Here is a 26855-nt window from a genome sequence, read left to right on the forward strand (position 1 = left end):
AATAAATTCAGGAGCTCAGTCATGAGCCTCGAACCCTTGCTTGAAATGCAGGGCATCAGCAAAACCTTCAGCGGTTTGCGCGTGCTCAAGAATGTCAGCCTGAAAGTCTACCCCGGCGAAATCCACGCCTTGATGGGGGAGAACGGCGCCGGCAAATCCACCCTGATGAAAATCCTCTCCGGCGCTTACCAGGCCGACCCGGGCGGCACCATCCGCATCGCCGGCCAGCCTGTCGCCACGTTCGACCCCGCCACCGCCAAAGCCCTCGGCATCGCCGTGATCTATCAGGAACTGAGCCTGTGCCCGAACCTGAGCGTGGCCGAGAACATCTACCTGGGCCGCGAACTGCGCCGTGGCTGGACCATCGACCGCCAGGGCATGCAGGCCGGTTGCGTGGAAGTGCTGCAACGCCTGGGTGCCGAGTTCACCGCGGCGACGCGGGTCAGCAGCCTGTCGATTGCCGAACGCCAATTGGTGGAAATCGCCCGCGCCCTGCATGCCCACGCCAAAATTCTGGTGATGGACGAGCCCACCACGCCGCTCTCGTCGCGCGAGACCGATCGCCTGTTCGCACTGATCAAACAACTGCGCAGCCAGGGCCTGGCGATCATCTATATCAGCCATCGCATGGCTGAGATCTACGAACTGTCGGACCGGGTTTCGGTGCTGCGCGACGGCCAGTACATCGGCGAACTGACCCGCGACGCGCTGTCGGCCGAGGTATTGGTGAAGATGATGGTCGGCCGCGACCTCTCCGGTTTCTACAAGAAGGAACACGCGGCCTATGACCCTGGCGCGGTGGTGATGCGCGTGCGCGACATGGCCGATGGCAAACGCGTGCGCAACTGCAGCTTCGACCTGCATGCCGGCGAAGTGCTGGGCATCGCCGGCCTGGTGGGGGCAGGGCGCACCGAACTGGCGCGGCTGATCTTCGGCGCCGACCCGCGCACCGGCGGCACCCTGGAAGTGGTGGGCAAGACCGTCACCCAACTGCGCACCCCGGCCGACGCGATCCGCGCCGGCGTGGTGTACCTCACCGAAGACCGCAAGGCCCAGGGCCTGTTCCTGGACATGAGCGTGGCCGACAACATCAATGTCTGCGCCTGTGTGCCGGACGCCCATGCCGGTGGTGTGCTCAATCGACGGCATGCCGCGCAACGCTCGCAGGACGCGATCAAGTCGCTGTCGATTCGCGTGGCGTCGGGCAAGGTCAACGTCGGCGCGTTGTCCGGCGGCAATCAGCAAAAGGTCTTGTTGGCGCGGCTGCTGGAGGTCAAGCCGCATGTGCTGATCCTCGACGAACCCACGCGCGGCGTGGACATCGGCTCCAAATCCGAGATCTACCGCATCATCAATCAACTGGCGCAGGCCGGTGTAGGCGTCGTGGTGATTTCCAGCGAGTTGCCGGAAATCATCGGCACCTGCGACCGCGTGCTGATCATGCGCGAAGGCCAGTTGGTGGCCGAAGTCGGCGGGGCTTCGGGCCACGTCATTTCCCAGGAACGTATTATTGACCTCGCCACCGGTGGCGATCAGGTGGCTGCCCATGGCTGATTCGAACAACACAATGACCCTCCCGCCAATCGGCAAGGCCGAGCGGCTCAGGGAACTGATGCGCAGCGTCGGCATGCTGCCGGTGCTGGTCCTGCTGCTGGTGGGCTTTGCCCTGGCCAGCGAAAACTTCCTGACGGTGCAGAACCTGTCGATCATCACGCAACAGGCCTCGGTCAACGTGGTGCTGGCGGCGGGCATGACCTTTGTGATCCTCACTGCCGGCATCGACCTGTCCGTCGGCGCGATCCTCGCGGCGTCCGCCGTGGTGGCGTTGCAGGCCTCGATGTCGCCGCAGTTCGGCATGTTCGGGATTGCCGCCGGGATTGGCTTTGGCCTGTTGCTGGGCCTGGTCAATGGTGGGTTGATCGCGTTCATGCGCTTGCCGCCGTTTATCGTCACCCTCGGCGCGCTGACCGCCATGCGCGGCCTGGCGCGTTTGCTGGCCGACGACAAGACCGTGTTCAACCCCAACTTGCCGTTTGCCTTTATCGGCAATGACTCGATCCTCGGCGTGCCGTGGTTGGTGGTAATCGCGGTCGCGGTGGTGGCGTTGTCGTGGTTCATCCTGCGGCGCACGGTGATGGGCGTGCAGATCTATTCGGTGGGCGGCAACCCGGAAGCGGCGCGGCTCTCCGGGATCAAGGTGTGGAAGGTGCTGCTGTTCGTCTACGCGATGTCCGGTGCGTTGGCCGGGCTTGGCGCGGTGATGAGTGCTTCACGCCTGTTCGCCGCCAATGGCCTGCAACTGGGGCAATCCTACGAGCTGGATGCGATCGCTGCAGTGATCCTCGGCGGCACCAGCTTTACCGGCGGCGTCGGCACCATCGGCGGCACGCTGATCGGCGCACTGATCATTGCGGTACTGACCAATGGCCTGGTGCTGCTGGGCGTCTCGGATATCTGGCAGTACATCATCAAGGGCATCGTGATCATCGGCGCGGTCGCGCTGGATCGCTATCGCCAGTCCGGTGCGCGGACCTGAGTTCACTCCTACAACAATCACAAGAGAGACCCACATGAACCTAAAACACATCTTTCCCGTCATTGCCTTGGCTGCCCTGATGTCCCAAGCCGTGGAAGCGCGTGAATTGAAAGCCCTGGGCATCAGCATGGGCTCGCTGGGCAACCCGTATTTCGTGACCCTGGCCGACGGCGCCACGGCCCGCGCCAAGGAGCTGAACCCCGGCGTCAAGGTCACGTCGGTGTCGGCCGACTATGACTTGAGCAAGCAGTTTTCGCAGATCGACAACTTCATCTCGTCCAAGGTCGACCTGATTCTGATCAACGCCGTCGACCCCTCCGCCATGGCCTCGGCGATCAAGAAAGCCCGTGACGCCGGTATAGTCGTGGTGGCGGTGGACGTGGACGCCAAGGGGGTCAACGCGACCGTCCAGACCGACAACGTCGAAGCCGGCAAACTGGCCTGCCAATTCCTGGTGGACAAACTCGCGGGTAAAGGCAACGTGATTATCCAGAACGGCCCGCAAGTGACCGCCGTGACCGACCGCGTCAAAGGTTGCAAGGCCGCCTTGGCCGCTGCGCCGCAGATCAAGGTGCTGTCCGATGACCAGGACGGCAAGGGCTCGCGTGAAGGCGGCCTGAACGTGATGCAGGGCTACCTCACGCGTTTTGCGAAAATCGACGGTCTGTTCGCGATCAACGACCCCCAGGCCATCGGCAGCGACCTAGCGGCCAAGCAGCTTAAACGCAGCGGTATCATCATCACCTCGGTAGATGGCGCGCCGGATATCGAGAATGCGCTGAAGACCGACACCCAGATCCAGGCGTCCTCCAGCCAGGACCCATGGGCCATGGCGCAGACGGCGGTGAACATCGGCAATGACCTTCTCAACGACAAAGCGCCGGCCGAAACGGTTACGCTGCTCACGCCCAAACTGATCACCCGCGACAACGTCGCGACGTACAGCGGCTGGTCGAGTAAACACTGAGTCATTGAGGGGGACAGCGCCGTGGTCACCATGGATGACGTCGCAAGCAGAGCGGGGGTGTCGACGTCAACGGTGTCCCATGTGTTGAACGGCACCCGCAAGGTCAGCCCGGCCACGGTGCAAGCGGTGCAGCGCGCGATCCAGGAACTGGGTTATATCCCCAACACCCTGGCGCGCTCGCTGGCGCGTTCGAGCACCAACACCATCGGCGTGGCGATCTCGGCGCTGTCCAATCATTACTTCAGCGAAACCGTACACGCGATCGAAACCGAGTGCGCCAAGCACGGCTACATGATGCTGTTCGTCGATACCCACGACGACCCGGAGCAGGAGCTGCGGGTGGTCACGGCGCTGCATCACCGGCGCGTCGACGGCATTGTGTTGGCGCCCTCGAACGGTTCGCTGGCCCTGGAGTATCTACGGGCCAGCGAGATTCCGGCGGTGCTGGTGGACCGGATGATGAGTGAGCAATTCGATCAGGTCGGGGTGGCGAATACCCAGCCCACCCAGGCGCTGATTGCCCACCTGATCGCCCATGGGCATCGCCGAATCGGCTTTATCGCCGGGCGCCCGGGGTTCAGCACCACGGATGAACGGGTGGCTGGTTACCGCGCGGCATTGGCGGCCGCGGGGCTGGCGTTCGATCCGCAACTGCTGGTCAACGGCGGCTCCAACACCGAACCGGCACGCCAGGCCACGGTGCAGTTACTGGGCCTGGCTGCGCCGCCGACCGCGATCATGGCCGGCAACAACCTGATGACCCTCGGCGCCATGCAGGCCTTGCGCGATGCACATATCGAAGTGCCGGCGCAGATGGCGCTGGTGGGCTTCGATGATTTTGATTGGGCGGATTTCTTTGTGCCGCGCCTGACGTTGATCGCCCAGCCGGTCCAGGCGCTCGGCGCTCGTGCGGTCAACCTGTTACTGCAACGCATGGCCGCACCCGATGCGCCGACCCGCAGTGTGCGTCTGGAGCCGACCCTGCAAATACGTAACTCCTGTGGCTGTGATTGATTGGAATGACTCGCGTATGAACACTGCTGTTTCCCTCGGCATCGACCTGGGCACCTCGGAACTCAAAGCCATCCTGATGGACGCCAGCGGCGCGGTGCTGGCTCAGGCCGGCGTGCGCTTGAGCGTCTCGCGCCGGCACGCCGGCTGGTCCGAACAGGCGCCGCAAGACTGGTGGCAAGCCTGTTTGCAGGCGCTGGATGTGTTGCGCGCTCATGAATCGTTTGCCCGTGTGGCGTGCATCGGCCTGTCCGGGCAAATGCACGGCGCGGTATTGCTGGGGGATGACGACCGCGTGTTATACCCGGCGATTCTGTGGGACGACTCGCGCGCGGTGGCCGAAGCGGCACAGCTTGGGCCAGGGTTTGCCGATGTCACCGGCAGCTTGCCCATGGCCGGCTTGACCGCGCCGAAACTGCTCTGGCTGCAACGGCATGAGCCCGAGGTGTTCAAGGCCATCGATTGCGTGCTGTCGCCCAAGGACTACCTGCGCCTGCGCTTGAGCGGGGAGCGCGTCAGCGAGATGTCCGATGCGGCCGGAACGCTGTGGCTGGACGTGGCCAATCGTCAATGGTTCAGCCCCATGCTGCGGGCCACCGGCCTGGCGCCGGAACAAATGCCCAGGCTGGTGGAGGGCGGTGCGGCAAGCGCGTGTCTGACCGCCCGCGAACTGGGTTTGCGCGCCGAGGTGGTGATTGCCGGCGGCGGTGGCGACAACCCGGTTGCGGCGGTCGGCATCGGCGCGATCAATGCTGGCGACGGTTTCATCACGCTGGGCACCAGCGCGGCGATTGTCGCCATCACCGACCATGCGGCGGGCAACCCGGCCAGCGCGGTACACAGCTTCTGCCATGCGCTGCCCGACCGTTGGTACACCATGGGCGCGATGCTGGCCGGCGCCAGTTGTTTGCGCTGGGTCACGCGCCTGACGGGCATGCCGGATGAACAGGCGCTGTTGGATCAGGTCCAGGCCCAGTTGCCCATCGGCCAATCGGTGCCGCTGGATACGCCGTTGTTCCTGCCGTACCTGGCCGGCGAACGCACCCCGCATAACGACCCCTTATTACGCGGCGGCTTTATGAACCTGGGCCACGACTGCACCCCGGCGATGCTGGGGTATGCGGTGATGGAAGGCGTGGGTTTTGGCCTGCTCGACGCGTTGCGCGCAGTGCAATCGAGCGGCGCCGACGTCACCGCCTGTGCGCTGGTGGGTGGCGGCGCGCGCAGTGAGTATTGGGCGCAGTTGCTGGCCAACATCCTGCAGCGGGAAATCTTCACGCTGCACGGCAGTGAACTGAGCGCGTGCATCGGCGCGGCGAAGTTGGGCTTTTTGGCCATCGGGCAGGGCGCGGCGTTGCTCGCGGCGGGCATGCCGGTCAAGGCGCGGTATGTACCGGACGTGGCGCAACAGCCGGTGCTGGAGGCGCGTTATCGCAAGTTTCAGGGGCTGTTGGGCGCGGCCAAGGCTTTGCACGACTGACTTGATCTGGCCCTGTGGGAGGGAGCTTGCTCCCGATAGCGGAGTGTCAGTCACTGCATAAGTGCCTGAACCACTGCTATCCCCACCTAAGGTTTGTCGGCGTTAGTCCGTCAGCGGTGGCAGGCGCCGCTTCACTGGGGTTTTCTTGACGATGGCGGTGTTGGTTTCGGCATAGACGTTGAGCCGATCCAGCAGGCTGTCGAGGTGGTCCATGGTGCGTACATGCAGGCGTGCGATGAAGCAGTCCTCGCCGGTGACTTTGTCGCATTCGGTGAATTCGGGGATGGCCTGGATCTGCCGCTCCACTTCCTGCAATTGGCCGGGCAGGGGACGGATACGCACGATGGCTTGCAGCAGGTAGCCGAAGTGTTTGGGGTCGATGTCGACCGTGTAATGGGTCAGCACGCCGCGCTCTTCCAGGCGGCGCAGGCGTTCGCCGACGCTGGGCGAGGACAGGCCGGTGATGCCGGCCAGGGCCTTGAGGGACAGCCGGGAGTCGTCCATCAAAGCGCCGATCAGTTGTTGGTCGATGGTGTCGATCATGGTGTGCGCCTAATAAATAAAGGTCATTGAGGCTTTTCGCCTTTTTTAGGCGCTGGAGCCGCGGCGAACCAGCTTGCCATAATTGAGCCTCACTTGAGGAGTCTCAATCATGGATACATCCATCCGTCGCGGGTCGTGGGAAATGGTCGCCGCCATGCTGATCTCGGGCACCATTGGCTGGTTTGTACTGGTGTCGGGCGTATCGGTGCTCGAAGTGGTGTTCTGGCGCTGCGTGATCGGGGCGCTGACGTTATTGCTGGTGTGCGCGCTGCTCGGGTATCTGCGCCGGGACCTGCTCAGTTGGGCCGGGCTCGGCCTGGCGATGCTCAGCGGAGTGGCCATTGTCGGCAACTGGTTGCTGCTGTTCGAATCGTATTCCCGCGCGTCCATCGCCATCAGCACTGCGGTGTACAACGTGCAGCCGTTCATGTTGGTGATGCTGGCGGCGCTGTTTCTCGGTGAAAAGCTCAGCGTGCCGAAGCTGGCGTGGCTGAGTGTGGCATTCCTCGGGATGCTGGCGATTGTCAGCGCCCATGGCAATCAGCCAACCGGCGACGATTACCTGGCCGGTATCGCCCTGGCCCTCGGCGCGGCATTTCTGTATGCGCTTGCCGCGCTGATCATCAAGCGCCTGAAGGCAGTACCGCCGCATTTGATCGCGCTGATCCAGGTCACGACCGGTGCGTTGTTACTGGCGCCGCTGGTGCCGTGGCACAGTCTGCTGGTGGCGCACAACGCCTGGGCGGCCTTGTTGACGCTCGGGGTGGTACACACCGGTTTGATGTATGTGTTGCTGTACGGGGCGATCCAGAAGTTGCCGACGGCCATCACCGGCGCGTTGTCGTTTATCTACCCGATTGCGGCGATTCTGGTCGACTGGATTGCCTTCGGGCATCGCCTGGGTTGGCTGCAATGGCTGGGCGTCGCCGCGATTCTGTTGGCTGCCGCCGGGTTGCAAAGGGGCTGGTGGTGGCGCCCCAAAGCTGTGGTGCAAGTGCAGTGATCGAGAGCGAGCGCGCCGTTGCAGCGCGCCCGCGGTTCGATCAATGCGGCGCGCGCGGGATGGTCTTGAGCAGATCGTCCGGGCTGATGTAGCCGACTACGCTGCCTGGCTGCGGCAACCCGAGGATGTGCCCCTTGATCTTGCCCACCACATGCATTTCGCATGGCTTGCAGTCGAATTTCAGGGTCAGCACTTCATCGCCATGGATCAACTGCATCGGCGCAACCTTGGTCTTCACCCCCGTCACGCCCTTGGCCTGTTTGGGGCAGAGGTTGAACGAGAAACGCAGGCAGTGCTTGGTGATCATCACCGGCACTTCACCGGTTTCTTCGTGGGCTTCGAAGGCCGCGTCGATCAGTTTCACGCCGTGGCGGTGGTAGAAATCCCGGGCCTTCTGGTTATACACGTTGGCCAGGAACGACAGGTGCGCTTCCGGGTACACCGGCGGCGGGCTGGTTTCGGCCTTGCGCCCACCACGCGGGTGAGCGTCGATGCGCGCCGCTGTCAGCGCTTCGATCACTTCACGGCGCGCGGCCTTGAGCTGCGAGTTGGGGATGAAGAATGCCTGCGGCGCATCCAGCTCAATAGCGGTGGCGTGGTATTCGGTGGTGCCCAGTTGGCCGAGCAGGTCACGCAGGGTGTCCAGCGCCTGTTCCGGTTTGTTGGCCACGCCGAACGGGCCGGGCAGGGCGACGCTGGCGGTGATGCCTTCTTCGCTGGTGGCGTTCAGTTCCAGGTGCTCTTCGCGCAGTCGGGCGACCCACGACAGGCCGATCCGGCGCTCGGCGGAGGTTTTGAGCAGCGCCTGTTGCCAGTTGTGGTCGAGGTTGCGGTTCAGCGGGTGGTTGGGGCGCAACTGATGCAGGCCGGCCGGCATTTCGTTCGGCTCGACGCGATAGCGGTAGCGCTTCTCGCCGTCTTCCTCGAACTCGCCCTTGGCCTCGGCGATATTGGCGCGGAAACCCACCACTTCGCGCTTGACCAGCACATTCAGGCCGTCGCCGTTGGACAGCGGCTCATGGGTGACCACTTGCAGGTCGCGTTTGCCGGCTTTTTCCACCACGCCCACCGGCAGGCCGGTGAAGGTCGGGGTGTCGAAGGCGCCGATGTCGATCTTGCGGTCGCTGACGAAATAATCGGTGCTGCCCCGGTGGAAGGTCTTTTCCGGGTCGGGCAGGAAGAAATGCGCGGTCCGGCCGCTGGAAGCGCGGGCCAGGTCGGGGCGGTCTTCGAGGATCTCGTCGAGGCGCTGGCGGTAATAGGCAGTGATGTTCTTCACATAGCCCATGTCCTTGTAGCGCCCTTCGATCTTGAACGAGCGCACACCGGCATCGACCAGGGCGCGCAGGTTGGCGCTCTGGTTGTTGTCTTTCATCGACAGCAGGTGCTTTTCAAAGGCGACGACGCGGCCTTGATCGTCTTTGAGGGTGTACGGCAGGCGGCACGCCTGGGAACAGTCGCCGCGGTTGGCGCTGCGGCCGTTCTGCGCGTGGGAGATATTGCACTGCCCGGAGAACGCCACGCACAGGGCGCCGTGGATGAAGAACTCGATGGCGGCATCGGTTTCATCGGCAATGGCGCGGATTTCCTGCAGGTTCAGCTCGCGGGCCAATACCAGCTGCGAGAAGCCGGCCTGGTCGAGAAACTTGGCGCGGCCCAGGGTGCGGATGTCGGTCTGGGTGCTGGCGTGCAGCTCGATCGGCGGGATATCCAGCTCCATCACGCCCAGGTCTTGCACGATCAACGCGTCGACGCCAGCGTCGTAGAGCTGATGGATCAGCTTGCGCGCCGGTTCCAGTTCGTTGTCATGCAAGATGGTGTTGAGGGTGGTGAAGACGCGGGCGTGGTAGCGCCGGGCGAATTCGACCAATTGCGCGATATCGCTGACCTCGTTGCAGGCGTTGTGGCGGGCGCCGAAGCTTGGGCCGCCGATGTAGATGGCGTCGGCGCCATGCAGGATGGCCTCGCGCGCGATGGCGACATCGCGGGCAGGGCTGAGCAATTCCAGGTGATGCTTGGGCAAGGACATAGTTTTTTTAGTCAGGCTTGTCACGGTCGAGGCGCGCATTGTAGCCGTGAAACGCCTGACCGGCACCTACCGCAGGGCCGCCGGCGGGCTTGGCCTGCAAGGTGCCAGGCCAATGACGGGTGTTTCAATCGACGCGGGTTCAGGCCTTGGCGGCCATCGCGGTGACTTCCACACGCATGCCTTCCACCGCCAGGGCCGCCACGCCAACCGCGGCACGCACCGGCCACGGCTTGGCGAAGAAGCGCTTGTAGACCTCGTTGAACGCCGCGCGGTCGGCCATGTCGGTCAGGTAGATGGTCAGGTGCATCACCCGGTCCATGGAACTGCCGGCGCGTTCAAGGGCGACTTTCAGCGCTTGCAGCGTGCATTCACTTTGCGCGGTGATGTCGCCCAGTTCCAGGCTGCCGTCGGCGCGGGTCGGGATCTGGGTGGAGACCAGGATGCCGTTGAAGCCGATCACGTCGGAGGAAATCGAGTCGGCATCCGGATCAGGGGTGAAGGACAGGTCGTGGTTGGCCATGACGTTCTCTTGGCAGGGAAAAGGGGCGCCAATTTAAACACAGGGGGCGCGAGGATCAGTACTCTTCGGCTTTGCAGGCGTGGCGAGCGACGAGTATTTGACGTCAAATGATATTTATTTTTCATCGGTCAAGTCCGGTATTTATTGGCCGATAGTGCAGGAGATAACCCCCGATTCTACGCACGGCTGAGGCTACGTCATGTTCAATCACACACTAAAAACAGAACTGGCGGCCAGGAGGGCCGAAGTCGCTGAATACCAAGGATTGATTGCCGCGCTTGAGCGCTCCATGGCCGTGGTCGAATTCGACCTCAATGGCAAGGTGTTGCGCGCCAATGACAACTTTATGAAAACCCTGGGTTACAGCAGCGCTCAATTGGCCGGCAAGACCCACCGTGATTTTTGCCCGTCGGCGCTGACCAGCAGCCCTGCCTATGCCGAGTTCTGGCAGGAACTCAGGGCCGGTAAGTTCGTCTCGGGCACATTCAAACGGGTGGACGCCCACGGCAAGATCATCTGGCTGGAGGCCAGCTACAACCCGGTGCTGGATGAGCGCGGCCAGGTCGTGAAAGTGGTCAAGTACGCCCTCGACGTCACGCGCAAAGTGGAGCAGGAGGCGGCGACCCGCAGCAAGCTGGCTGCGCTGGACCGGGCGATGGCGGTGATCGAGTTCGATTTGAACGGGCAAGTGCTCGATGCCAACGAGAATTTCCTCACGGTCATGGGGTATTCACTGACGGAACTCAAAGGCAAGCATCACCGTATGTTTTGCGAACCGGCCCAGGTCAACAGCCCTGAGTACGCCGACTTCTGGCGGCGCTTGAACAATGGTGAATTCTTCACCGGGCAATTCAAGCGTATCGGCAAGCACGGCCGCGTGGTGTGGTTGGAGGCGAGTTACAACCCGGTGTATGACGGCGACGGCAAGCTGATCAAAATCGTCAAGTTCGCCAGCGACATCAGCGAGCGTGTCGAGAAGTTCGAGGAGGATTCACGCGGTGCTTCCCGCGCTTACCATATTTCCTCGGAAACCGAGCGTTTCGCCGAACATGGCACCCAGGTGATCCACGAAACCGCCAGTGAAATGCGCCGCATTGCCGATAACATCGGCGCCTCGGCACGCCTGGTGGGACAGTTGGGTGATCGTTCCGAGCAGATCACTGCGATCGTCAATACCATTCGCGGTATTGCCGACCAGACCAACCTGCTGGCGCTCAACGCCGCCATCGAGGCCGCGCGCGCAGGCGATCAGGGCCGTGGTTTTGCGGTGGTGGCCGATGAGGTCAGGCAACTGGCGGGGCGTACCAGCCGTTCGACTGCCGAGATTGCCGAGATGATCGGCCTGATTCTGTCGGAAACCCGTGACGCGGTCGCCAGCATGAGCGCGACCCAGGAAGGCGCGCAACGTGGCGTCAGCCTGGCCGACCAGGCGGGTGCGGTGATTCTGCAGATCCGCACCAGCACCAGCGATGCGGTGCAAGCCGTGAGCATGTTTGCGTCAAAGCTGGATGAGTCGGAGGTGGTTCCGAAAACCGCTGTCGGCTGGGTCGGCTAGACGCGCACCCGGGGTCAGTCTCACTCCTCTACATCCATGAACTCTTTGGCCCAGGCCACGTAGCTCTCCGGCAGGGTGTAGGTGTGAGTAAGCTCGGTGGCACTGAGGTTCGAGGTGCTGTGGGTGAGCTGACGTTGGGCGCGCAGGCTGTCGTAGGTGGCCTTGATCGCTGCGAAGTAGGCGCCGTGGCCGGCCACCACGATGCGTACTCCCAGGCTTGCCAGGCGCTGGCTGTCATTGAGTTTCGGGTTGCCGTAGGTCACCAGCATCAAGGGCACCGTGAGTTGTTGCGCAATCTGCTCAAGGTGCTCGAAGTCGCTGACACCCACCATGCAGATCCCATCGGCACCGGCTTTTTCATAGGCCAGGGTGCGTTCGATCACAGCCTCGGTCGGCAACACCTTCGCGTTAGTGCGGGCGATGATGGACAGCTCGGGGTCGACCCGTGCTTCAAGGGCGGCCCTGACTTTGCCGATGCCTTCCTCGATGGAAATCAGATCGGTCGATTTGCGCCCGAACTGCGCCGGCAACAGCGTGTCTTCAATCGTCAGTGCCGCTACGCCTGCGCGTTCCAGCTCCGCGACGGTACGCATGACATTCAGGGCATTGCCATAGCCGTGGTCGGCATCGGCAATCACCGGCAACTGCGCAACGCGGCCGATCCGGGTGGCCTGTTCAACGAACTCACTCAAGGTGATCAACGCAAAATCGGGTGCCGCCAGTACCTGCAGCGAAGCGACCGAGCCCCCCAGAATGCCGACCTCGAAGCCCAGGTCGGCGGCGATACGCGCCGACATCGGGTCGAACACAGAGGCCGTCTCAACGCACAGGGGCGTAGCAAGCAGTTCACGGAAATTACGACGCAGGGCTGAGTGGGACACTTTGGGCATGATCTTTCCTGGTTCTGGTCATTGTCGACTGACGATCAATGCCTATTCATAGTCGTCAGAGATTACCACGCCACAAAACCCAGGATTATGACGTTTGAGAATGGGCTATGCCCACCGCACATACGGTGGGCGCGAGGTGTACGCCGTTCAGTCGGCAGGCTGGCTAAGCAGGTTGAAATGACAGGCGCTGCCACCGCGTCGTTTAGCCTGGTACATCGCGTCGTCGGCCCGTGCGAGCAGTTGCTCGACGCTTGCCCCGTCCCATGGATACAGGCTGATGCCGACGCTGATGTGTGTGTTCAGGCGGTGGGCATCGATCATGAACGGCTGGTTGATCGCGCCGATCAATTTATCGGCCAACACCTCGACCTGCCTGGCGTGGTCCATACCGGTCACCAGGATCGCAAACTCGTCGCCGCTCAAACGGCCGACGACATCGGACCTGCGCACCGACTGGCTGAGGCGTTCGGCCACCGCCACCAGCAATTTGTCGCCGCACGCATGCCCATGGGTGTCGTTGACCGCTTTGAAACGGTCCAGGTCGATAAACATCAACGCCAGCGGCTGTTGCTGCTGGGTGGCATGACTCATCGCTTGATTGAGCAGGCTCAGAAACAGGCTGCGGTTGGGCAAGCCGGTCAGTCCGTCATGGAACGCCAGTTGTTGCATGCGCGCACGTTCTTCGTCCATCACCTTGAAGTTGTGCAGGATCGCGATGAAGTGCGTGACCACGCCCTGCGGGTCGAGCACCGGGGTAATGACCTGATTGATCGTACAGTTGGAGCCGTCCTTGCGGCGCTCGACCATCTCACCCTGCCAGGTCAGGCCCGCCATGATGGTCATCCACAGCTCCCGATAGAACGTGGTGGTTTGTCGTCCCGACGACAAAAGGTGCGGGGTTTTGCCGACCAGCTCCAGCTTCGAATAGCCACTCAACAGGCTGAACGCTCGGTTGATCCACACAATGCAACCCGATCTCTCGGTGATCAGCACCGGGTTTGTCGCCGCGTCCAACGCCCTCACCAACACTTGCTGCTCATCTTCGATCATGGTGCCCTCCGACGGAGCCGGTGACGCTGCAAGTCTTGATGCAGGCTAGGGGCAAGGGGCCCGGCGGCTGTTGATGAAAATCAACTTTTGCGGGCACCAACTGATAAAGATCAAGTAGCCGCTGAGCCGGAACGCTCAATCTGAAGGCCTATCCACCGAATCAGATGGCCGCGTGCCGAGGTGCCCCCATGTTGCAGACTCAGCGTTTACTGTTGATTGCCCCTTCGTCCATGACCCGCACACCGGCGTTCGATCGTGCAGCTGCCTTGGCGCGCGCGATGCAGTTGCCGTTGCATATCGTGGCATTCGACTATTTGCAGGCTCTGGCGATCGCCGGGCTGTTTGCGCCCGAACAGATCAATCGGGCCCGGGAAGGGTACCTGGACACCCATCGCCACTGGCTCGCCGAGCAGGCCGAGGTGATGCGCCAGCGCGGGGTCGAGGTCACCAGCGAGGTGGTCTGGGTGCATCATCCTTATGAGGAAATCCTGCATTTCGTCAACGAGATGTCGCTGGCCCTGATCATCAAGGATGCCGAGGAAGAGCCGGCGTTGAAACGGGTGTTCTTCACCCCGCTGGATTGGCAACTGCTGCGCGACTGCCCGGTGCCGGTGCATCTGGTCACCGACTCGCGCCACCCGTTGCCACGCAAGGTGCTGGCGATTGTCGATGTGTTGCGCAGCGAGGAGCAGGACCAGATCTTCAACGACCAGATTGTCGAAGCGGCGGTCAAGCTGGCCGCGCAATGCCAGGCCCAGCTCGAGTTGCTGCATGTGTACGACTGGGCCGCGGTGTATGCCAAGGACATGGGCTTCGGCGCGGTGCCCCTGGCCGCCGGGCTCTATGAGTCGTTGAATGAAGCCCAGCATGAGGCGTTTGCCGCGTTGGCCGAGCGCCAGGGGATTCCCGTCGAGCATCGGCACTTTATCGAGGGCACGCCGCTCTTCAACATTTGCGACTTCGCCCGCGATCACCAGATCGACATCATCGTCATGGGCACCGTGCAGCACTGGGGCTTGAACAAGCTGTTGGGCACTACCGCCGAAAGCCTGCTGCACCACGCGCCGTGCAGCATGTGGGCGATCAAACCGACGCGCAACTGATGAAGGATTGAACCTGGCGCCAGGACCAACCGGTGCCCGACGAGGTGCGAAATGAGCCAATATCAACGTCTGTTGCTGATCACCGACCGTTCGTTGTATCACTCCCCGGCGCTGCTGCGCGCGGTGGCCCTGGCCAAGGCCAGCGGCGCGGCGCTCGATATCAGGGCGTTTATCGAACCTGCGCCGATCATTCATTTGTGGGAAGAACACGTCGATGAGTCGGTTTTCCAGGACTATCTGCACCGCTATCGCGATTGGCTGGTCGACGAAGTCCAGCGCCTGGGCGGTAACGGCCTGAAGGTGACGGTTGAATTGCTCTTCACCACCCACCCTGTGCTGGAGATCCTGCGCACGATCGCCGATCTGAACCCGGACCTGGTGATCAAGGACGTGAAGCTGGAGCCGGTTCTCAAGCGCATATTCATCACCCCGCTCGATTGCCACCTGCTGCGCGAGTGCCCGACCCCCCTGCATCTGGTGAGCCAGGCGCGCTACGGTTTGCCCCATCGCGTGGTGGCGGCCGTCGATCCGTTCGAGCCCGGCACGCAGATCAGCGGTCTGAACGACACCATCATTCAGTGCGCCTACTCCATGGCCCTGCAATGCGATGCGCCGCTGCATCTGTTGTACGCCTATGACCTGTCCCCGGCATTCAACGGCGATGCGCCGATGGCCATGGGCGGTTGGAACGTGGACTTCGCCGAAGAGCTGCGCCAGTCGTTGCACCAGGCATTCGTCACCTTGGCCGACCGTTATGGCGTACCGCCGGAAAGACGGCACTTTGTCATGGGCCAGCCAGTGCCGGTGATTCAGGAGTTTGTCGAGCAATTCCAGGCCGACGTGGTGGTCATGGGGACTGCTCACCGGGTCGGGCTCGACCGACTGATCGGCAGCAACACCGAACGGGCGCTGTATTCGGTGCCGGGCAGCATTTTAGCGATCCGCCAGCCGGGAAACGACGTCAAGGGCTAGCCCGGGCTCTGATCCTTTATTGACAAAGGTCAGAGGCACGGCGGGCCCACGCCGGATACTGAAAATGTGCGTTGTTGATTTCTTACCGCGATGAATCGAGGGGAAACACCATGAACCGCTACCTGTCCGTTTCACTGTTGGCGCTGGTATTGGCAACGTCCGCCGGGTGCAGTCAACATGTCAAGGAGCTTGAGGCTCGCCTGGACTCCGCAGAAAACAATGCCGCCACGGCGCGCCTGCGCGCTGACGAAGCCTACCTCAAGGCGGAGCAGGCGATGGCGCTGGCCAACCAGGCCCAGCGCACCGCCGACGAAGCCAACGAGAGAGCGATCCATATGCTGACCAGCGCGACCCGCAAATAGCCGCGGCTGCGTGTTATGGGGTCAGCACGATCGCGCCGTTGAACTGCCCGCTGCGCAGGTGCGCGAGTGCCTGATTGGCGTCTTCCAGGGCGAAGCGGGTGATGTCGCAGTGGATCGGCGTGTGCTGCACGGTTTGAAAGAACGCCGTGCCGTCCTGTCGGGTCAGGTTCGCCACTGAACGCACGCTGCGTTCGCCCCATAGCAGTCGATAGGGGAAGGCCGGAATATCGCTCATGTGAATCCCGGCGCAAATCACACAGCCGCCCTTGACGGTGGCGGCCAATGCCAGCGGTACAAGCGCTCCGACCGGGGCGAATATCAGGCTGGCATCCAGCAGGTGCGGCGGCAGTTGGTCCGAAGGCCCGGCCCACACGGCGCCCAATGAGCGTGCATAGGCCTGGCCTGCGCTGTCACCCGGGCGGGTGAACGCGTACACCTGTTGCCCGCGGCCCAGCGCCACTTGGATCGCCAGATGGGCGGCCGCACCGAAGCCGTAAAGCCCCAGGTGGGCGGCGTCCGCGGCCATCTGCAAGGCGCGAAAGCCGATCAGGCCGGCACACAACAGGGGCGCGGCTTGAACGTCCGACAGTGTGTCGGGAATCGGCAGGCAGAAGCGTTCGTCCGCCACCGTGTATTCAGCGTAGCCGCCGTCCAGATTGCAGCCGGTGAACAGCGCCTGATCGCAGAGGTTTTCCCGGCCCGATCGACAGAAGGCGCACTCGCCGCAGGTCCAGCCGAGCCACGGCACCCCGACGCGGCGGCCGATCCAGTCAGCCCCGACCGTGGCGCCCACGGCCGTCACTTCACCGACGATTTCATGGCCTGGCACCCGTGGCAGTTGCGCTTGCGGCAACTCGCCGTCGACCAGGTGCAGGTCGGTGCGGCACACGCCACAGGCCAGGACCTTGATCAACAGCTGCCCGCTTCCGGGTGTCGGGATCGGGCGCTGCTCCAGTTGCAGCGGCTGGCCGGGGGTGTGCAGAACCATCGCACGCATGACGAATCTCCAGGTGTTCGGGCGGTAATGCTAGATCGGTCGGCGGCAGCCCGCGACCAGACGCTTGAGACCTTCCAGGTCCAGGATCGTGACGTTGCGGCCGACGATCTGCGCCAATCCCTGGTCGCGCAGGTGCGCGATGCCGCGGCAGATGGTTTCCAGGCGCAAGCCCAGGTAGGAACCGATTTCCTCACGGCGCATTTTCAGCACAAAGTGCCTGGCCGAATACCCGCGGGAGCTGAAGCGTTGCGACAGGTTCAGCAGGAACGCGGCCAGGCGTTCATCCGAACTCATGTTGCCCATCAGCATCAGCAGGGTGTGATCCTGCACGATTTCACGGCTCAGCAGCCGCGTGAGGTTGTGCTGCAGCGACGGAAGGTTACGCGCCAGGCTCTCCAGATGGGCGAAGTGGATGGGGCAGACCTCACTGTCCTCAAGGGCGACCGCCGTGCAGGCGTGTGCATCGTCACTGATGGCGTCCAGGCCGAGCATATCGCCGGAGAGTTGAAAGCCGGTCACTTGTTCACGGCCATCGACAGACACGATGCCGGTCTTGAACGAGCCGGTGCGAACCGTATACAGCGAACGCAAGGGATCGCCGGTACGGAATAAAGCTGCGCCTTTTTTGACCTTGAAGCGTTGCACCACCAATGCATCCAAGTGGGACACGTCAGGACTATCGAGACCGATTGGCAAGCTGCATGCCGACACGCCGCAACCGGAACATGCCGTTTTTGGGGGGATTACCGGTCTGGGGCAAGAGGTGTGCGGTAGCACCGTCGAGCGACCGACTAAACGCAGGTGATGGGCATTCATGCATGCGCTCCGTCCAGGCATGTGCCTGAGTGATAGAGAGAACGAGGAAAATGCGCTGCCAGCGCTTTTACTCAATATCCCGAGTTCCTGTTTCAATTGAGCTTCAGCGCCGGCTTTAAGACTTGATATACATCAAGCCTCGCGCAGTTGAGGCACCCAGAATCGACGAACGACAATCCACGGGTCGAGCCTTGACGGAGGGGTGTATGAGCGATTTTTTGAGTGCAGAGGAGCTGGAAGGGCTGGACGCGTATTGGCGGGCGTCCAATTACCTGGCGGTCGGGCAGATCTACCTCAAGAGCAACCCGTTGTTAAAGACACCCTTGACCCTGGCGCACATCAAACCGCGCCTGTTGGGGCATTGGGGCACCACGCCGGGGCTGAATCTGCTCTATACGCACCTCAATCGGCTGATCAACCAGTACGACTTGAACATGCTCTTTGTCGCCGGCCCCGGGCATGGCGGGCCGGCGGTGGTCGCGCAGACCTACCTGGAAGGCACCTACACCGAGTGTTATCCCTCGGTGGAGCGCAATGCCAATGGCCTGCTGCGGCTGTTTCGGCAGTTTTCCTGGCCTTATGGGATTTCCAGCCACGTTTCGGCGCAGATCCCGGGCTCGATCCATGAAGGCGGCGAGCTGGGTTACTGCCTGGCGCACGCCTACGGCGCGGTCTTCGATAACCCGGACCTGATCGTCGCCTGCGTGATCGGCGACGGCGAGGCCGAAACCGGCCCGCTGGCCGCCAGCTGGCACTCCAACAAATTCATCAACCCCGCGCGCGATGGGGCAGTGCTGCCGATCCTGCACCTCAACGGCTACAAGATCGCCAACCCCACGGTCCTGTCCAGGATCAGCGAAGATGAACTGTCGGCGCTGTTGTATGGCTATGGTTACGATGCGTACTTCGTCGAAGGCGATGACCCGGCGCAGGTGCATCAGGAGCTTGCCCGCACCCTTCACACCATGCTGCTGAAAATCCGCGAGATTCAGCACGCGGCGCGCCAGCCCCGGCGGGCCGAGACGCCGGAGCGCCAGCTGTGGCCGGTGCTGGTATTGCGCACGCCCAAAGGCTGGACCGGGCCGAAATTTGTCGATGGCTGTCGGGTCGAAGGCACCTGGCGCGCACACCAAGTGCCGTTGGCCAACTTTCAGGCGCCGGGGCATGTGCAGCAACTGGCGGAATGGCTGAACAGCTACCGTCCCGACGAACTGTTCGATGCCGACGGCGCCTTGCTCCCGGAAATCGCCGCGCTGGCGCCCACCGGGCACCGCCGCATGAGCGCCAACCCGCACGCCAACGGCGGGCTGGTATTACGCACGCTCGACTTGCCATGCTTTACCGACTACGCGGTAGCCCTGCCGGCCCCCGGTTGCCTGCGTGCCGAGGCGACCCGGGTATTGGGCAGCTTTTTGCGCGACGTGATGAAAAACGCACAGGGCGCCGCCAACTTCCGCCTGTTCGGCCCGGATGAAACCGCCTCCAATCGCCTGGACGCCGTGTACGAGGTCAGCGCCAAGGCCTGGATGGACCCGTTGGAGGCCGACGACGTGAACCTGGCGGCGGATGGCCGGGTCATGGAGATTCTCAGCGAACACGTGTGTGAGGGCTGGCTCGAAGGCTACCTGCTCACCGGGCGTCATGGTCTGCTGTCGTGTTACGAAGCGTTCATCCATATCGTCGATTCGATGGTCAACCAGCATGCCAAGTGGCTGAAAACTGCGGCCGACGTGCCCTGGCGCAAGCCGCTGGCGTCGCTCAACCTGCTGCTGACGTCCCATGTCTGGCGCCAGGACCACAACGGGTTCTCTCATCAAGACCCCGGCTTCATCGACCTAGTGGCGAACAAGAAGTCCGACGTGGCGCGCATCTACCTGCCGCCGGATGCCAACTGCCTGCTGTCGGTGGCGGATCACTGCCTGCGCAGCCGCAATTACATCAATGTCATCGTGGTGGGCAAGCAGCCGGAGTGGCAGTGGCTGGATATCGACGCGGCCGTGCGCCATTGCCTGGCGGGCATCGGCCGCTGGGACTGGGCCTGCCGCGATGATCAGGAGCCGGACGTGGTCATGGCCTGCGCCGGCGACGTACCGACCCTGGAAACCCTGGCCGCCGTGACATTGCTGCGCGAATATGTGCCGGATCTGCGGGTCAGGGTCATCAATGTGGTGGACCTGATGGTGCTGCAGTCGTCATCGCAGCATCCCCATGGCCTGGCGGATGCCGCCTTCGATGAGTTGTTCACCACCGACAAACCGGTGATCTTTGCCTTCCACGGCTACCCGGCGCTGGTGCATCGGCTGCTGTACAAACGCACCAATCACGACAACTTCCATGTGCGCGGCTTCATCGAGGAGGGCGCCACCACCACCCCGTTCGATATGGCGGTGATCAACAACCTGGATCGCTACCGGTTGGCGTTGGACGTCATCGAGCGCGTGCCCCGGCTGCATGAGCAACGCCACACCGCGCAGGCGCGCTACTGGGCGATGATGGAGAAACACAAGCTGTACCTGATCGAACACGGCGAAGACCTGCCCGAGGTGCTGAACTGGCAATGGACCCCGGCCGGCTAGGGGCTACTTGTTCTTCCAGTACTTCTGCATTTCCAGGAACAGAAAGGACGCCGTCCATGTGATCAGCACCAGACCGGTCAGCGCTTGCAGTCCGGTCAGGAACTTGATGTGGCCCATGGGGGTGATGTCGCCGAAACCGATGGTGGTGTAGGTCGTGAAGGAAAAGTACACGCAGTCCATGAACGAGCCATCGAACTGGCCCGACAGGCGGCCCCACTCGCCGTCGCGTGTCATCAGGTAATAGGCCAGGGCGAAGCACCAGACTTCGATCGCGTGGGCGAGCAGGGCACCGAAGACCCCGATGACCATCCTGAAGCGGCTCCAGACCTTGAGCCGCGGCAACCAGTCGTTCAGGCGCAACAGGCATTCGTAATGAATGACCACGGCGATGATGACCACCAGCGTATTAATCAGCGTGACGGCCAGCATGGCGAGCCTCAGTGCGTGGTTTCAGGGCGACGCTCAACCTGCGGCGACCGGCACGGGTTTCATTGGCAGCAGCGCGGGGAAGTCCTCTGGGGTCAGGCTTTCCTTTTCCATCAACAGGCGCGCGCCGGCCTCCAGGTCGGCGCGATGCGCCTGGAGTAAGCTCTTGGCGCGGGCGTAGGCTTCGTCGAGCAGGGCGCGTATACACAGGTCGACTTCCCTGGCGGTCTGTTCCGAATAATCTTTCTGCCCCGTACTCTGCATCTGTTCACCCAGGTAGGTCATGTTTTGTCGCTCCAGCACCGACTGCCCCAGTTCGGCGCTCATGCCGAAGCGGGTCACCAACTGCCGCGCGATATCGGTCGCACGGGCCAGGTCATCGGCGGCCCCGGTGGATGTCTGAGCATATATCAGAAATTCGGCGGCGCGGCCGGCCATCAGCACGACGATGCGGTCTTTGAGCATCTGGTAACTGATGAGGAAGTGGTCCTCCGTCGGGCGCTGCAGCGTGTAGCCCAACGAGCCAATGGCGCGCGGCACGATGGACACCTTGTGTACCGGGTCCATGGCCGGCAGGTGGCTCGCCGCCAGTGCATGGCCCATCTCGTGGTACGCCACCACCTGGCGTTCTTCGGGACGCAGCACGCTGCTCTTGCGTTCGATGCCCGCGATCAGGCGTTCCACGGCCGCGGTGAAGTCGTCCAGGCCGACCGTGTCGGCGCCACGGCGGGTGGCGACAATCGCCGCTTCGTTGACCAGGTTCGCCAGGTCGGCGCCGGTGAAACCGGTGGTGATGTCGGCAATGCGCTCGCTGTCGAGGGCCTTGTCCACGGTGATTTTCTGCAGGTGGACCTTGAGAATCGCCTGCCGCCCCTTGCGGTCAGGGCGATCGATCAACACCTGGCGGTCGATCCGGCCGGCGCGCAGCAGCGCCGGGTCGAGAATCTCCGGGCGATTGGTCGCAGCGAGCAGCACCACGCCCTCGCGGGGATCGAAGCCGTCCAGTTCGGCCAGCAGCTGGTTGAGAGTCTGTTCCTTTTCGTCATTGCCGCCCATTACACCGACGCCACGCATCTTGCCCAGGGCATCCAGTTCATCGATGAAAATGATGCACGGCGCCGCTTGGCGCGCCTGTTCGAACAGATCGTGGACCCGCGCGGCACCGACGCCGACGAACATCTCGACGAATTCCGAGCCCGAGATCGAGAAAAACGGCACCCCGGCTTCGCCGGCGATGGCTTTGGCCACCAGGGTCTTGCCGGTGCCCGGCGGACCGACCAGCAGCGTGCCTTTGGGAATATGCGCGCCCAGCCGTGCGTACTTGGCCTTGTCCTTGAGGAACGAGACGATCTCCACCAGTTCGGCCTTGGCTTCGTCGATGCCGGCGACATCCGCGAAGGTGATCCCGGTGTCGCGCTGGACAAACACCTTGGCCCGGGACTTGCCGATGTTCATCAGCCCGCCCAGGCCCTGTTTTTCCGCGACGCCGCGAAACAAAAAGTGCCAAACCACCATGATCAGCATAAAAGGCAGCAGCCAACCCAGCAGGCCGCTTAAAAAGGTATTGTCAGTGACCCCGGTGAAGCTCGCGCCCGACTGCGCCAGGCTGGTGGCCAACGTCGGGTCGACCCGCACCGTCGTGAACAGGTTATGGCCGTCGATCGGCACTTGCAGCTTGCCGCTGATCTGGTCTTTCTCGACCTGCAGGTCGCTGACTTTCTGCTCGTTCAGCAACTGCAGAAACTGACTGTACGGGATGCTTTGCACCACGCGGTGTTCCGTCCATAGAAACTGCACAACGGTGAACACGACAAACGCGGTCAGAAAGTAAGACAGGTTCCACTGATGGTTCTTTTTCATGACCTTGACTCAAAAAAGGGCACGCAAGGCAGACACAAACGTTGAATGCCCCAGTCGGCGCACTGGAGCATGCATCACCTCAGGCGAGCAGCAGGTGATCTTCCACCCGCGTGACGCCCGGCACCGACCAGGCCGCCCGTTCTACGAGCTTGCGCTCGCGCCACAGGTGAACCTTGCCGTCGAGCCGGACCACATCACCGTCGACCCTGACATGAATATCCTTGGCGTCCACTTCAGCATTGCGTTTGAGCGCATCTTCGATGCGTTTGCGGATATCGACGATGTCTACCCGCGGGCTCAGGGTCAGCCGATTATCCACCCCAAGCACGCCGGACAGCTTGCGCACCGCCTTCTCTACGGTTTCTTTCTGGTACTGCCAGTCGACTTGGCCTTCGAGGGTGATCCAGCCGTTCTGAACGATGACCTTAACCGCATTCGCCGGTACGTCGGCGCTCCAGTTGATGATGCTCAGGGCGCGGGAGGCGATGGTGTCGTCCGCGGTTCCGGCGCCTTTGTGCAGGCGCACCTGGATCTCCTCGGCGACTGCGCGCACGCCTTTGATGCCTTTTACCGCGCGCTCGGCGCAGACCTTCTGTTCATAGCTACTGACATGTCCGGTGAGCGTGACAACGCCGTTTTCCACGGCAACACCGATGCTGGCTGCATCGATCTGCGGTTGGAATTCAAGCTCTTCCATAATGGCTTTGCGCAAACTCAAGTCGCTCATGATGGTGTCCTCAATCGAATTCGTGGCTGATGACGGGCCGAGAGTGGCCAGTCACTGGTTTCTACGCTCGAACCACGGAAAATCATTGAGCTATATCAACAAGGCCTGAGTGATTCACTCATTGTGTGAAAGCCAGCCATTAGTTGACAAAGATCAGAGCGCGCGCCCTATGGCGCCAGATACTTGACCGACGGTTTTCAGTCACAACAACAGGGCGCCACGCTGCTCGCTAGGACGTCGGGTTGCAGTCAGGTGATTACATGCGCCCAGGCCGAGGTATCTAATGCTGCCACTCAAACGTATTTTATTGATTGCACCCTCGGAGATGACACGCACCCCGGCCTTTGACCGGGCCCAGGCACTGGCCATTGCAACCGGCGCGTTGTTGCACATTGTGGCGTTTGATTATGTCGCATCGCTGGAGGTGGCCGGCCTGTTTGACCATGACGCGATGGCCCAGGCCAGGGAAGGCTACCTGCAGGTCCACCGCCACTGGCTGGAGCAGCAAATGCGCGTTCAACGGCGTGCGGGGCTGGCGGTCAGCTGTGAAGTGGTGTGGGCCAAACCCAACCTGGCGCACGTGCTGGCGTATGTGAACGACTTTCACGCCGACCTGGTGATCAAAGACGTCCAGCATGTCTCGGCCCTTGACCGGACCTTCCATCAACCCTGGATTGGCTGTTGTTGCGCGATTGTCCGGCCTGTCTGCACCTGGTCACCGACGCCAGGCACCCCAAACCGTTGAAAGTACTCGCGGCCATTGACCTGTCGCACCTCGAAGAACTCACATACGGGCTGAACGAGCGCGTGCTCGAACTGGCTTCGACATTGGCGCATGTGTGCGATGCCCATCTGCACCTGCTCAATGTCAGCAACTGGTCGGTGGTGGGCGATACCCCCACGAGCGTGCCGACCCAAAGCCTGGATAGCAGTTTGGGCGAGGCGGTCAATGACGCGCAGGTGGAAGCCTTCGATGTGCTCGCCGAACGCTATGGGGTCGAGCAGGAACGCCAACATGTGCTGACCGGCATTCCGCACAAAGTGATCAGCTTGTTTGCCCGGCGCAATGCATTCGACGTGGTGGTGCTTGGTACGGTCTATCGCGACAAGCTTGACCGGCTGATCGGCAGCACCGCCGAGAGTGTGCTGAACCGCACCTCCTGCAGTTTGATGATCGTCAAGCCATCACCCTGGGTTGACTGAAACCACCGATCCCATGAGACCTCAAGGACATAGCCATGCGTATGACATTTCTCGGGGCGGCCGGTACGGTCACCGGCAGCAAGTACTTGCTGGAACATCGCGACCTGCACGTACTGATCGATTGCGGCCTGTTCCAGGGCTATAAGCAATTGCGCCTGCACAACTGGGACACGTTCCAGCTGCCGGTTCAAGACCTGCACGCCATCGTGTTGACCCATGCCCACCTGGACCACAGCGGCTACCTGCCGGTTCTGGTGCGCAACGGCTATCGCGGGCCGGTGTATGCCACGCCGGCCACCTGCGAGCTGGCGAAAATCCTCCTGCGCGACAGTGGCCGCCTGCAGGAAGAAGAGGCCGAATTCGCCAACCGGCATGGTTTCTCCAAGCACGACCCGGCGCTGCCGCTCTATACCGAACAGGACGCCGAGCGCGCGTTGAAGCTGCTGCGGCCGATCGAGCTGCACCACCGGGTCGCGATCGCGCCGGGCTTGACCATCCTGCTGCGTGACGCCGGGCATATTCTTGGCGCGGCGACGGTCGAAGTTGTCGCCGATGGCGTCACGCTGGTGTGTTCCGGCGACCTGGGGCGGCCAAACGATCCCCTGATGTTCGCCCCGGAAACCATCGAGCAGACCGATTACCTGCTGGTGGAATCCACCTACGGCGATCGTCGACACCCCGCTGAGCCTCCCGAACAGCAACTGGCGGACGTGATCAACCGCACGGCGCTGCGGCGCGGCATCACCCTGGTGCCGTCGTTTGCGGTGGGGCGCGCGCAACTGCTGATGTATCACCTGTATCGACTCAAACAACAGCATGCGATTCCGGACCTGCCGATCTACCTCAATAGCCCGATGGCCACCGAGGTCACCCGCCTGTACCAGCGTTTTCGCTCTGAGCATCGGCTGTCGCTGGAGGACTGCCAGGGCATGTGCGATGGCACGCACTTTGTGTGTTCCGTGCAACAGTCGATTGACCTGGACCAGCAGCGCACCCCTGCGATCATCATTGCCGCCAGTGGCATGGCCACCGGTGGGCGGGTGCTGCACCACCTCAAGGCGCTGGCGCCCAACCCGCTCAACACCCTGTTGGTGCCAGGCTTTCAGGCCGGCGGCACACGTGGCGCGCAGATTGTCGCGGGTGTGCCGTCGGTGCGTATCCACGGTCAGGACGTGCCGATCAACGCCGAGGTGGTGCCGATGCAAACCCTGTCCGCGCACGCCGATGCCGATGAAATCATGCAGTGGCTGCGCGGCTTCAAGCGTGCGCCGAAACACACCTACGTCGTACACGGCGAGCCGAACGCCTCGGACGTGCTACGGCGGCGCATCAGCCAGGAACTGGGCTGGTCGGTGTCGGTGCCGGAGTATCGGGACAGTGTCGAACTGCCGGCGGTCGCGCAGCCTTTGCCGGTCTAGGGCGAAAAAACGCGCCTGAATCACCGCTCCCGCGCCAAGGATGGGTACTTTCCGACCTGCTGAAAAACATCGCAACCGGATACGCTTTGGCTGATTGAGACTTTTGAAAAATTCTGGAGCTTTTTTATGAATACCGATGAAAAGCTTAGGCAACAGGTGATCGAAGAACTGAATTGGGACCTGGCACTCAAAGCCGATCAGATTTTGGTTCAAGTGTCCGATGGCATCGTCACGCTTTCCGGCAATGTCGCCAGTCACGCCGAACGCTGGCACGCGGAACAGGCGGTCGCACATGTCGCCGGTGTCGTGGATCTGCTCAACCAGATCGATGTCGTGCTGCCTTCCAGTCATGTGCGGACCGACAGCGATCTCGTCGCGGCCGCCGTTTCCGCATTGCAATGGAATACCTCGCTGGCGGACCACCGCGTCAAAGTCAGCGTGACCGATGGCTGGCTGGTGCTCAGCGGAGAAGTGGATTCTGAGCATCAGCGCCAGACGGCCGGCTATGCGGTGCGTTATCTGCAAGGGATCAAGGGGATCAGTAACGATATCGTCGTCAAGGCCCATGCCTCTGCGCAAACCATCAAGACCGATATCGAATCAGCGTTTCGCCGCAAGGCGATCATCGACGCCCACGCTATCGACGTGCGTGTGGAGGGCGGGGAAGTCACGCTCTCGGGGGTTGTCGGATCGCTCCCGGAGCGGGATATGGCGCGGTTGACGGCATCGGGCACTGCGGGTGTGCAGAAGGTTGTCGACAATCTGATGGTATCGCCCAGCGGCCTTGAATCGCCGGGTTCGACATAACCGT

The 26855-nt window shown here is 62.4% G+C and carries 22 protein-coding genes and 3 pseudogenes; 15 read left to right on the forward strand and 10 right to left on the reverse strand.

Annotated elements, in window-relative coordinates:
* Nucleotides 1–21: 21 nt before the first annotated feature.
* The 5 genes from C5F70_RS09230 to xylB are packed head-to-tail and all read left to right on the forward strand — an operon-like array spanning nucleotide 22 to nucleotide 5994.
* Nucleotides 22–1554 carry a sugar ABC transporter ATP-binding protein gene (locus C5F70_RS09230; RefSeq protein ID WP_017845740.1) on the forward strand — a complete coding sequence of 511 codons (1533 nt, stop codon included), beginning with the start codon at nucleotides 22–24 and terminating at the stop codon, nucleotides 1552–1554.
* Between the two features lie 13 nt (nucleotides 1555–1567).
* Nucleotides 1568–2536, forward strand: a complete 969-nt coding sequence (locus C5F70_RS09235; RefSeq protein ID WP_104904548.1) for a ribose ABC transporter permease — start codon at nucleotides 1568–1570, stop codon at nucleotides 2534–2536.
* A 34-nt stretch (nucleotides 2537–2570) separates the two neighbouring features.
* Nucleotides 2571–3503 carry an ABC transporter substrate-binding protein gene (locus tag C5F70_RS09240; RefSeq protein ID WP_057004076.1) on the forward strand — a complete coding sequence of 311 codons (933 nt, stop codon included), beginning with the start codon at nucleotides 2571–2573 and terminating at the stop codon, nucleotides 3501–3503.
* A gap of 21 nt (nucleotides 3504–3524) precedes the next feature.
* Nucleotides 3525–4517, forward strand: coding sequence for a LacI family DNA-binding transcriptional regulator (locus C5F70_RS09245; RefSeq protein ID WP_046383370.1), 993 nt, complete (start codon nucleotides 3525–3527; stop codon nucleotides 4515–4517).
* A gap of 16 nt (nucleotides 4518–4533) precedes the next feature.
* Nucleotides 4534–5994: a xylulokinase gene (xylB, locus tag C5F70_RS09250; protein WP_104903153.1), complete on the forward strand. Its 1461-nt coding sequence runs from the start codon at nucleotides 4534–4536 to the stop codon at nucleotides 5992–5994.
* A 102-nt stretch (nucleotides 5995–6096) separates the two neighbouring features.
* On the opposite strand, the gene C5F70_RS09255 is transcribed toward xylB, so the two are convergent.
* Nucleotides 6097–6537: an Lrp/AsnC family transcriptional regulator gene (locus tag C5F70_RS09255; RefSeq protein WP_017845744.1), complete on the reverse strand. Its 441-nt coding sequence runs from the start codon at nucleotides 6535–6537 to the stop codon at nucleotides 6097–6099.
* Nucleotides 6538–6646: 109 nt separating this feature from the next.
* Here C5F70_RS09255 and C5F70_RS09260 point away from each other — a divergent pair, with 109 nt between their 5' ends.
* A complete protein-coding gene (locus tag C5F70_RS09260; protein ID WP_104903154.1) occupies nucleotides 6647–7540 on the forward strand; it encodes a DMT family transporter in 894 nt (297 codons plus the stop codon).
* Nucleotides 7541–7580: 40 nt separating this feature from the next.
* Here C5F70_RS09260 and C5F70_RS09265 read toward each other — a convergent pair whose 3' ends face one another.
* Both C5F70_RS09265 and C5F70_RS09270 read right to left on the reverse strand, forming a co-directional pair.
* On the reverse strand, nucleotides 7581–9569 hold the full coding sequence (locus C5F70_RS09265; RefSeq protein ID WP_104903155.1) for a U32 family peptidase: 1989 nt from the start codon (nucleotides 9567–9569) through the stop codon (nucleotides 7581–7583).
* A 139-nt stretch (nucleotides 9570–9708) separates the two neighbouring features.
* The gene (locus C5F70_RS09270; protein WP_046383374.1) at nucleotides 9709–10089 is read right to left on the reverse strand and encodes a RidA family protein; all 381 of its coding nucleotides are present in this window, start codon (nucleotides 10087–10089) and stop codon (nucleotides 9709–9711) included.
* Nucleotides 10090–10378: 289 nt separating this feature from the next.
* On the opposite strand from C5F70_RS09270, the pseudogene C5F70_RS31455 reads away from it, so the two are divergent.
* Together C5F70_RS31455 and C5F70_RS31460 are read left to right on the forward strand one after the other, a co-directional pair.
* A pseudogene (locus C5F70_RS31455) lies at nucleotides 10379–11008 on the forward strand (PAS domain-containing protein); the annotation flags it as partial.
* 159 nt (nucleotides 11009–11167) lie between these two features.
* A pseudogene (locus C5F70_RS31460) lies at nucleotides 11168–11644 on the forward strand (methyl-accepting chemotaxis protein); the annotation flags it as partial.
* A gap of 20 nt (nucleotides 11645–11664) precedes the next feature.
* Here C5F70_RS31460 and C5F70_RS09280 read toward each other — a convergent pair.
* Together C5F70_RS09280 and C5F70_RS09285 are read right to left on the reverse strand one after the other, a co-directional pair.
* Complete coding sequence (locus C5F70_RS09280; protein ID WP_017845749.1) at nucleotides 11665–12534, reverse strand: oxaloacetate decarboxylase; 870 nt, start codon at nucleotides 12532–12534, stop codon at nucleotides 11665–11667.
* Between the two features lie 147 nt (nucleotides 12535–12681).
* Complete coding sequence (locus C5F70_RS09285) at nucleotides 12682–13584, reverse strand: GGDEF domain-containing protein (protein ID WP_017845750.1); 903 nt, start codon at nucleotides 13582–13584, stop codon at nucleotides 12682–12684.
* A 188-nt stretch (nucleotides 13585–13772) separates the two neighbouring features.
* Between C5F70_RS09285 and C5F70_RS09290 the strand changes: the two genes are divergently transcribed.
* The 3 genes from C5F70_RS09290 (at nucleotide 13773) to C5F70_RS09300 (ending at nucleotide 16021) form a co-directional block, all read left to right on the forward strand.
* A complete protein-coding gene (locus C5F70_RS09290) occupies nucleotides 13773–14687 on the forward strand; it encodes a universal stress protein (protein ID WP_104903156.1) in 915 nt (304 codons plus the stop codon).
* Nucleotides 14688–14738: 51 nt separating this feature from the next.
* Complete coding sequence (locus C5F70_RS09295) at nucleotides 14739–15659, forward strand: universal stress protein (protein WP_046484209.1); 921 nt, start codon at nucleotides 14739–14741, stop codon at nucleotides 15657–15659.
* Nucleotides 15660–15769: 110 nt separating this feature from the next.
* Complete coding sequence (locus C5F70_RS09300) at nucleotides 15770–16021, forward strand: Lpp/OprI family alanine-zipper lipoprotein (RefSeq protein ID WP_017845753.1); 252 nt, start codon at nucleotides 15770–15772, stop codon at nucleotides 16019–16021.
* A 13-nt stretch (nucleotides 16022–16034) separates the two neighbouring features.
* Here the strand turns inward: C5F70_RS09300 and C5F70_RS09305 are convergent, their stop codons facing one another.
* Both C5F70_RS09305 and C5F70_RS09310 read right to left on the reverse strand, forming a co-directional pair.
* Nucleotides 16035–17018 carry a zinc-dependent alcohol dehydrogenase family protein gene (locus tag C5F70_RS09305; RefSeq protein WP_046484211.1) on the reverse strand — a complete coding sequence of 328 codons (984 nt, stop codon included), beginning with the start codon at nucleotides 17016–17018 and terminating at the stop codon, nucleotides 16035–16037.
* A 30-nt stretch (nucleotides 17019–17048) separates the two neighbouring features.
* A complete protein-coding gene (locus tag C5F70_RS09310) occupies nucleotides 17049–17678 on the reverse strand; it encodes a helix-turn-helix domain-containing protein (RefSeq protein WP_017845755.1) in 630 nt (209 codons plus the stop codon).
* A 362-nt stretch (nucleotides 17679–18040) separates the two neighbouring features.
* Between C5F70_RS09310 and C5F70_RS09315 the strand changes: the two genes are divergently transcribed.
* The gene (locus C5F70_RS09315) at nucleotides 18041–20410 is read left to right on the forward strand and encodes a phosphoketolase (RefSeq protein WP_017845756.1); all 2370 of its coding nucleotides are present in this window, start codon (nucleotides 18041–18043) and stop codon (nucleotides 20408–20410) included.
* A gap of 3 nt (nucleotides 20411–20413) precedes the next feature.
* Here the strand turns inward: C5F70_RS09315 and C5F70_RS09320 are convergent, their stop codons facing one another.
* From C5F70_RS09320 to C5F70_RS09330, 3 genes are all read right to left on the reverse strand, one after another.
* Complete coding sequence (locus C5F70_RS09320; protein ID WP_104903157.1) at nucleotides 20414–20839, reverse strand: potassium channel family protein; 426 nt, start codon at nucleotides 20837–20839, stop codon at nucleotides 20414–20416.
* Between the two features lie 33 nt (nucleotides 20840–20872).
* Nucleotides 20873–22696 (reverse strand): ATP-dependent zinc metalloprotease FtsH, encoded by a 1824-nt coding sequence (gene ftsH, locus C5F70_RS09325; protein WP_017845758.1) that lies wholly within the window; start codon nucleotides 22694–22696, stop codon nucleotides 20873–20875.
* Nucleotides 22697–22775: 79 nt separating this feature from the next.
* Complete coding sequence (locus tag C5F70_RS09330) at nucleotides 22776–23423, reverse strand: BON domain-containing protein (protein WP_017845759.1); 648 nt, start codon at nucleotides 23421–23423, stop codon at nucleotides 22776–22778.
* Between the two features lie 283 nt (nucleotides 23424–23706).
* On the opposite strand from C5F70_RS09330, the pseudogene C5F70_RS09335 reads away from it, so the two are divergent.
* From C5F70_RS09335 to C5F70_RS09345, 3 genes and pseudogenes are all read left to right on the forward strand, one after another.
* Nucleotides 23707–24626 (forward strand): annotated as a pseudogene (locus C5F70_RS09335) (universal stress protein).
* 35 nt (nucleotides 24627–24661) lie between these two features.
* Complete coding sequence (locus C5F70_RS09340; RefSeq protein WP_046383383.1) at nucleotides 24662–26044, forward strand: MBL fold metallo-hydrolase RNA specificity domain-containing protein; 1383 nt, start codon at nucleotides 24662–24664, stop codon at nucleotides 26042–26044.
* A gap of 126 nt (nucleotides 26045–26170) precedes the next feature.
* A complete protein-coding gene (locus C5F70_RS09345) occupies nucleotides 26171–26851 on the forward strand; it encodes a BON domain-containing protein (RefSeq protein WP_017845762.1) in 681 nt (226 codons plus the stop codon).
* Nucleotides 26852–26855 lie beyond the last annotated feature (4 nt).

The sequence above is a fragment of the Pseudomonas sp. LH1G9 genome (genome assembly GCF_002949975.1).
GTDB classification, from domain to species: domain Bacteria; phylum Pseudomonadota; class Gammaproteobacteria; order Pseudomonadales; family Pseudomonadaceae; genus Aquipseudomonas; species Aquipseudomonas veronii.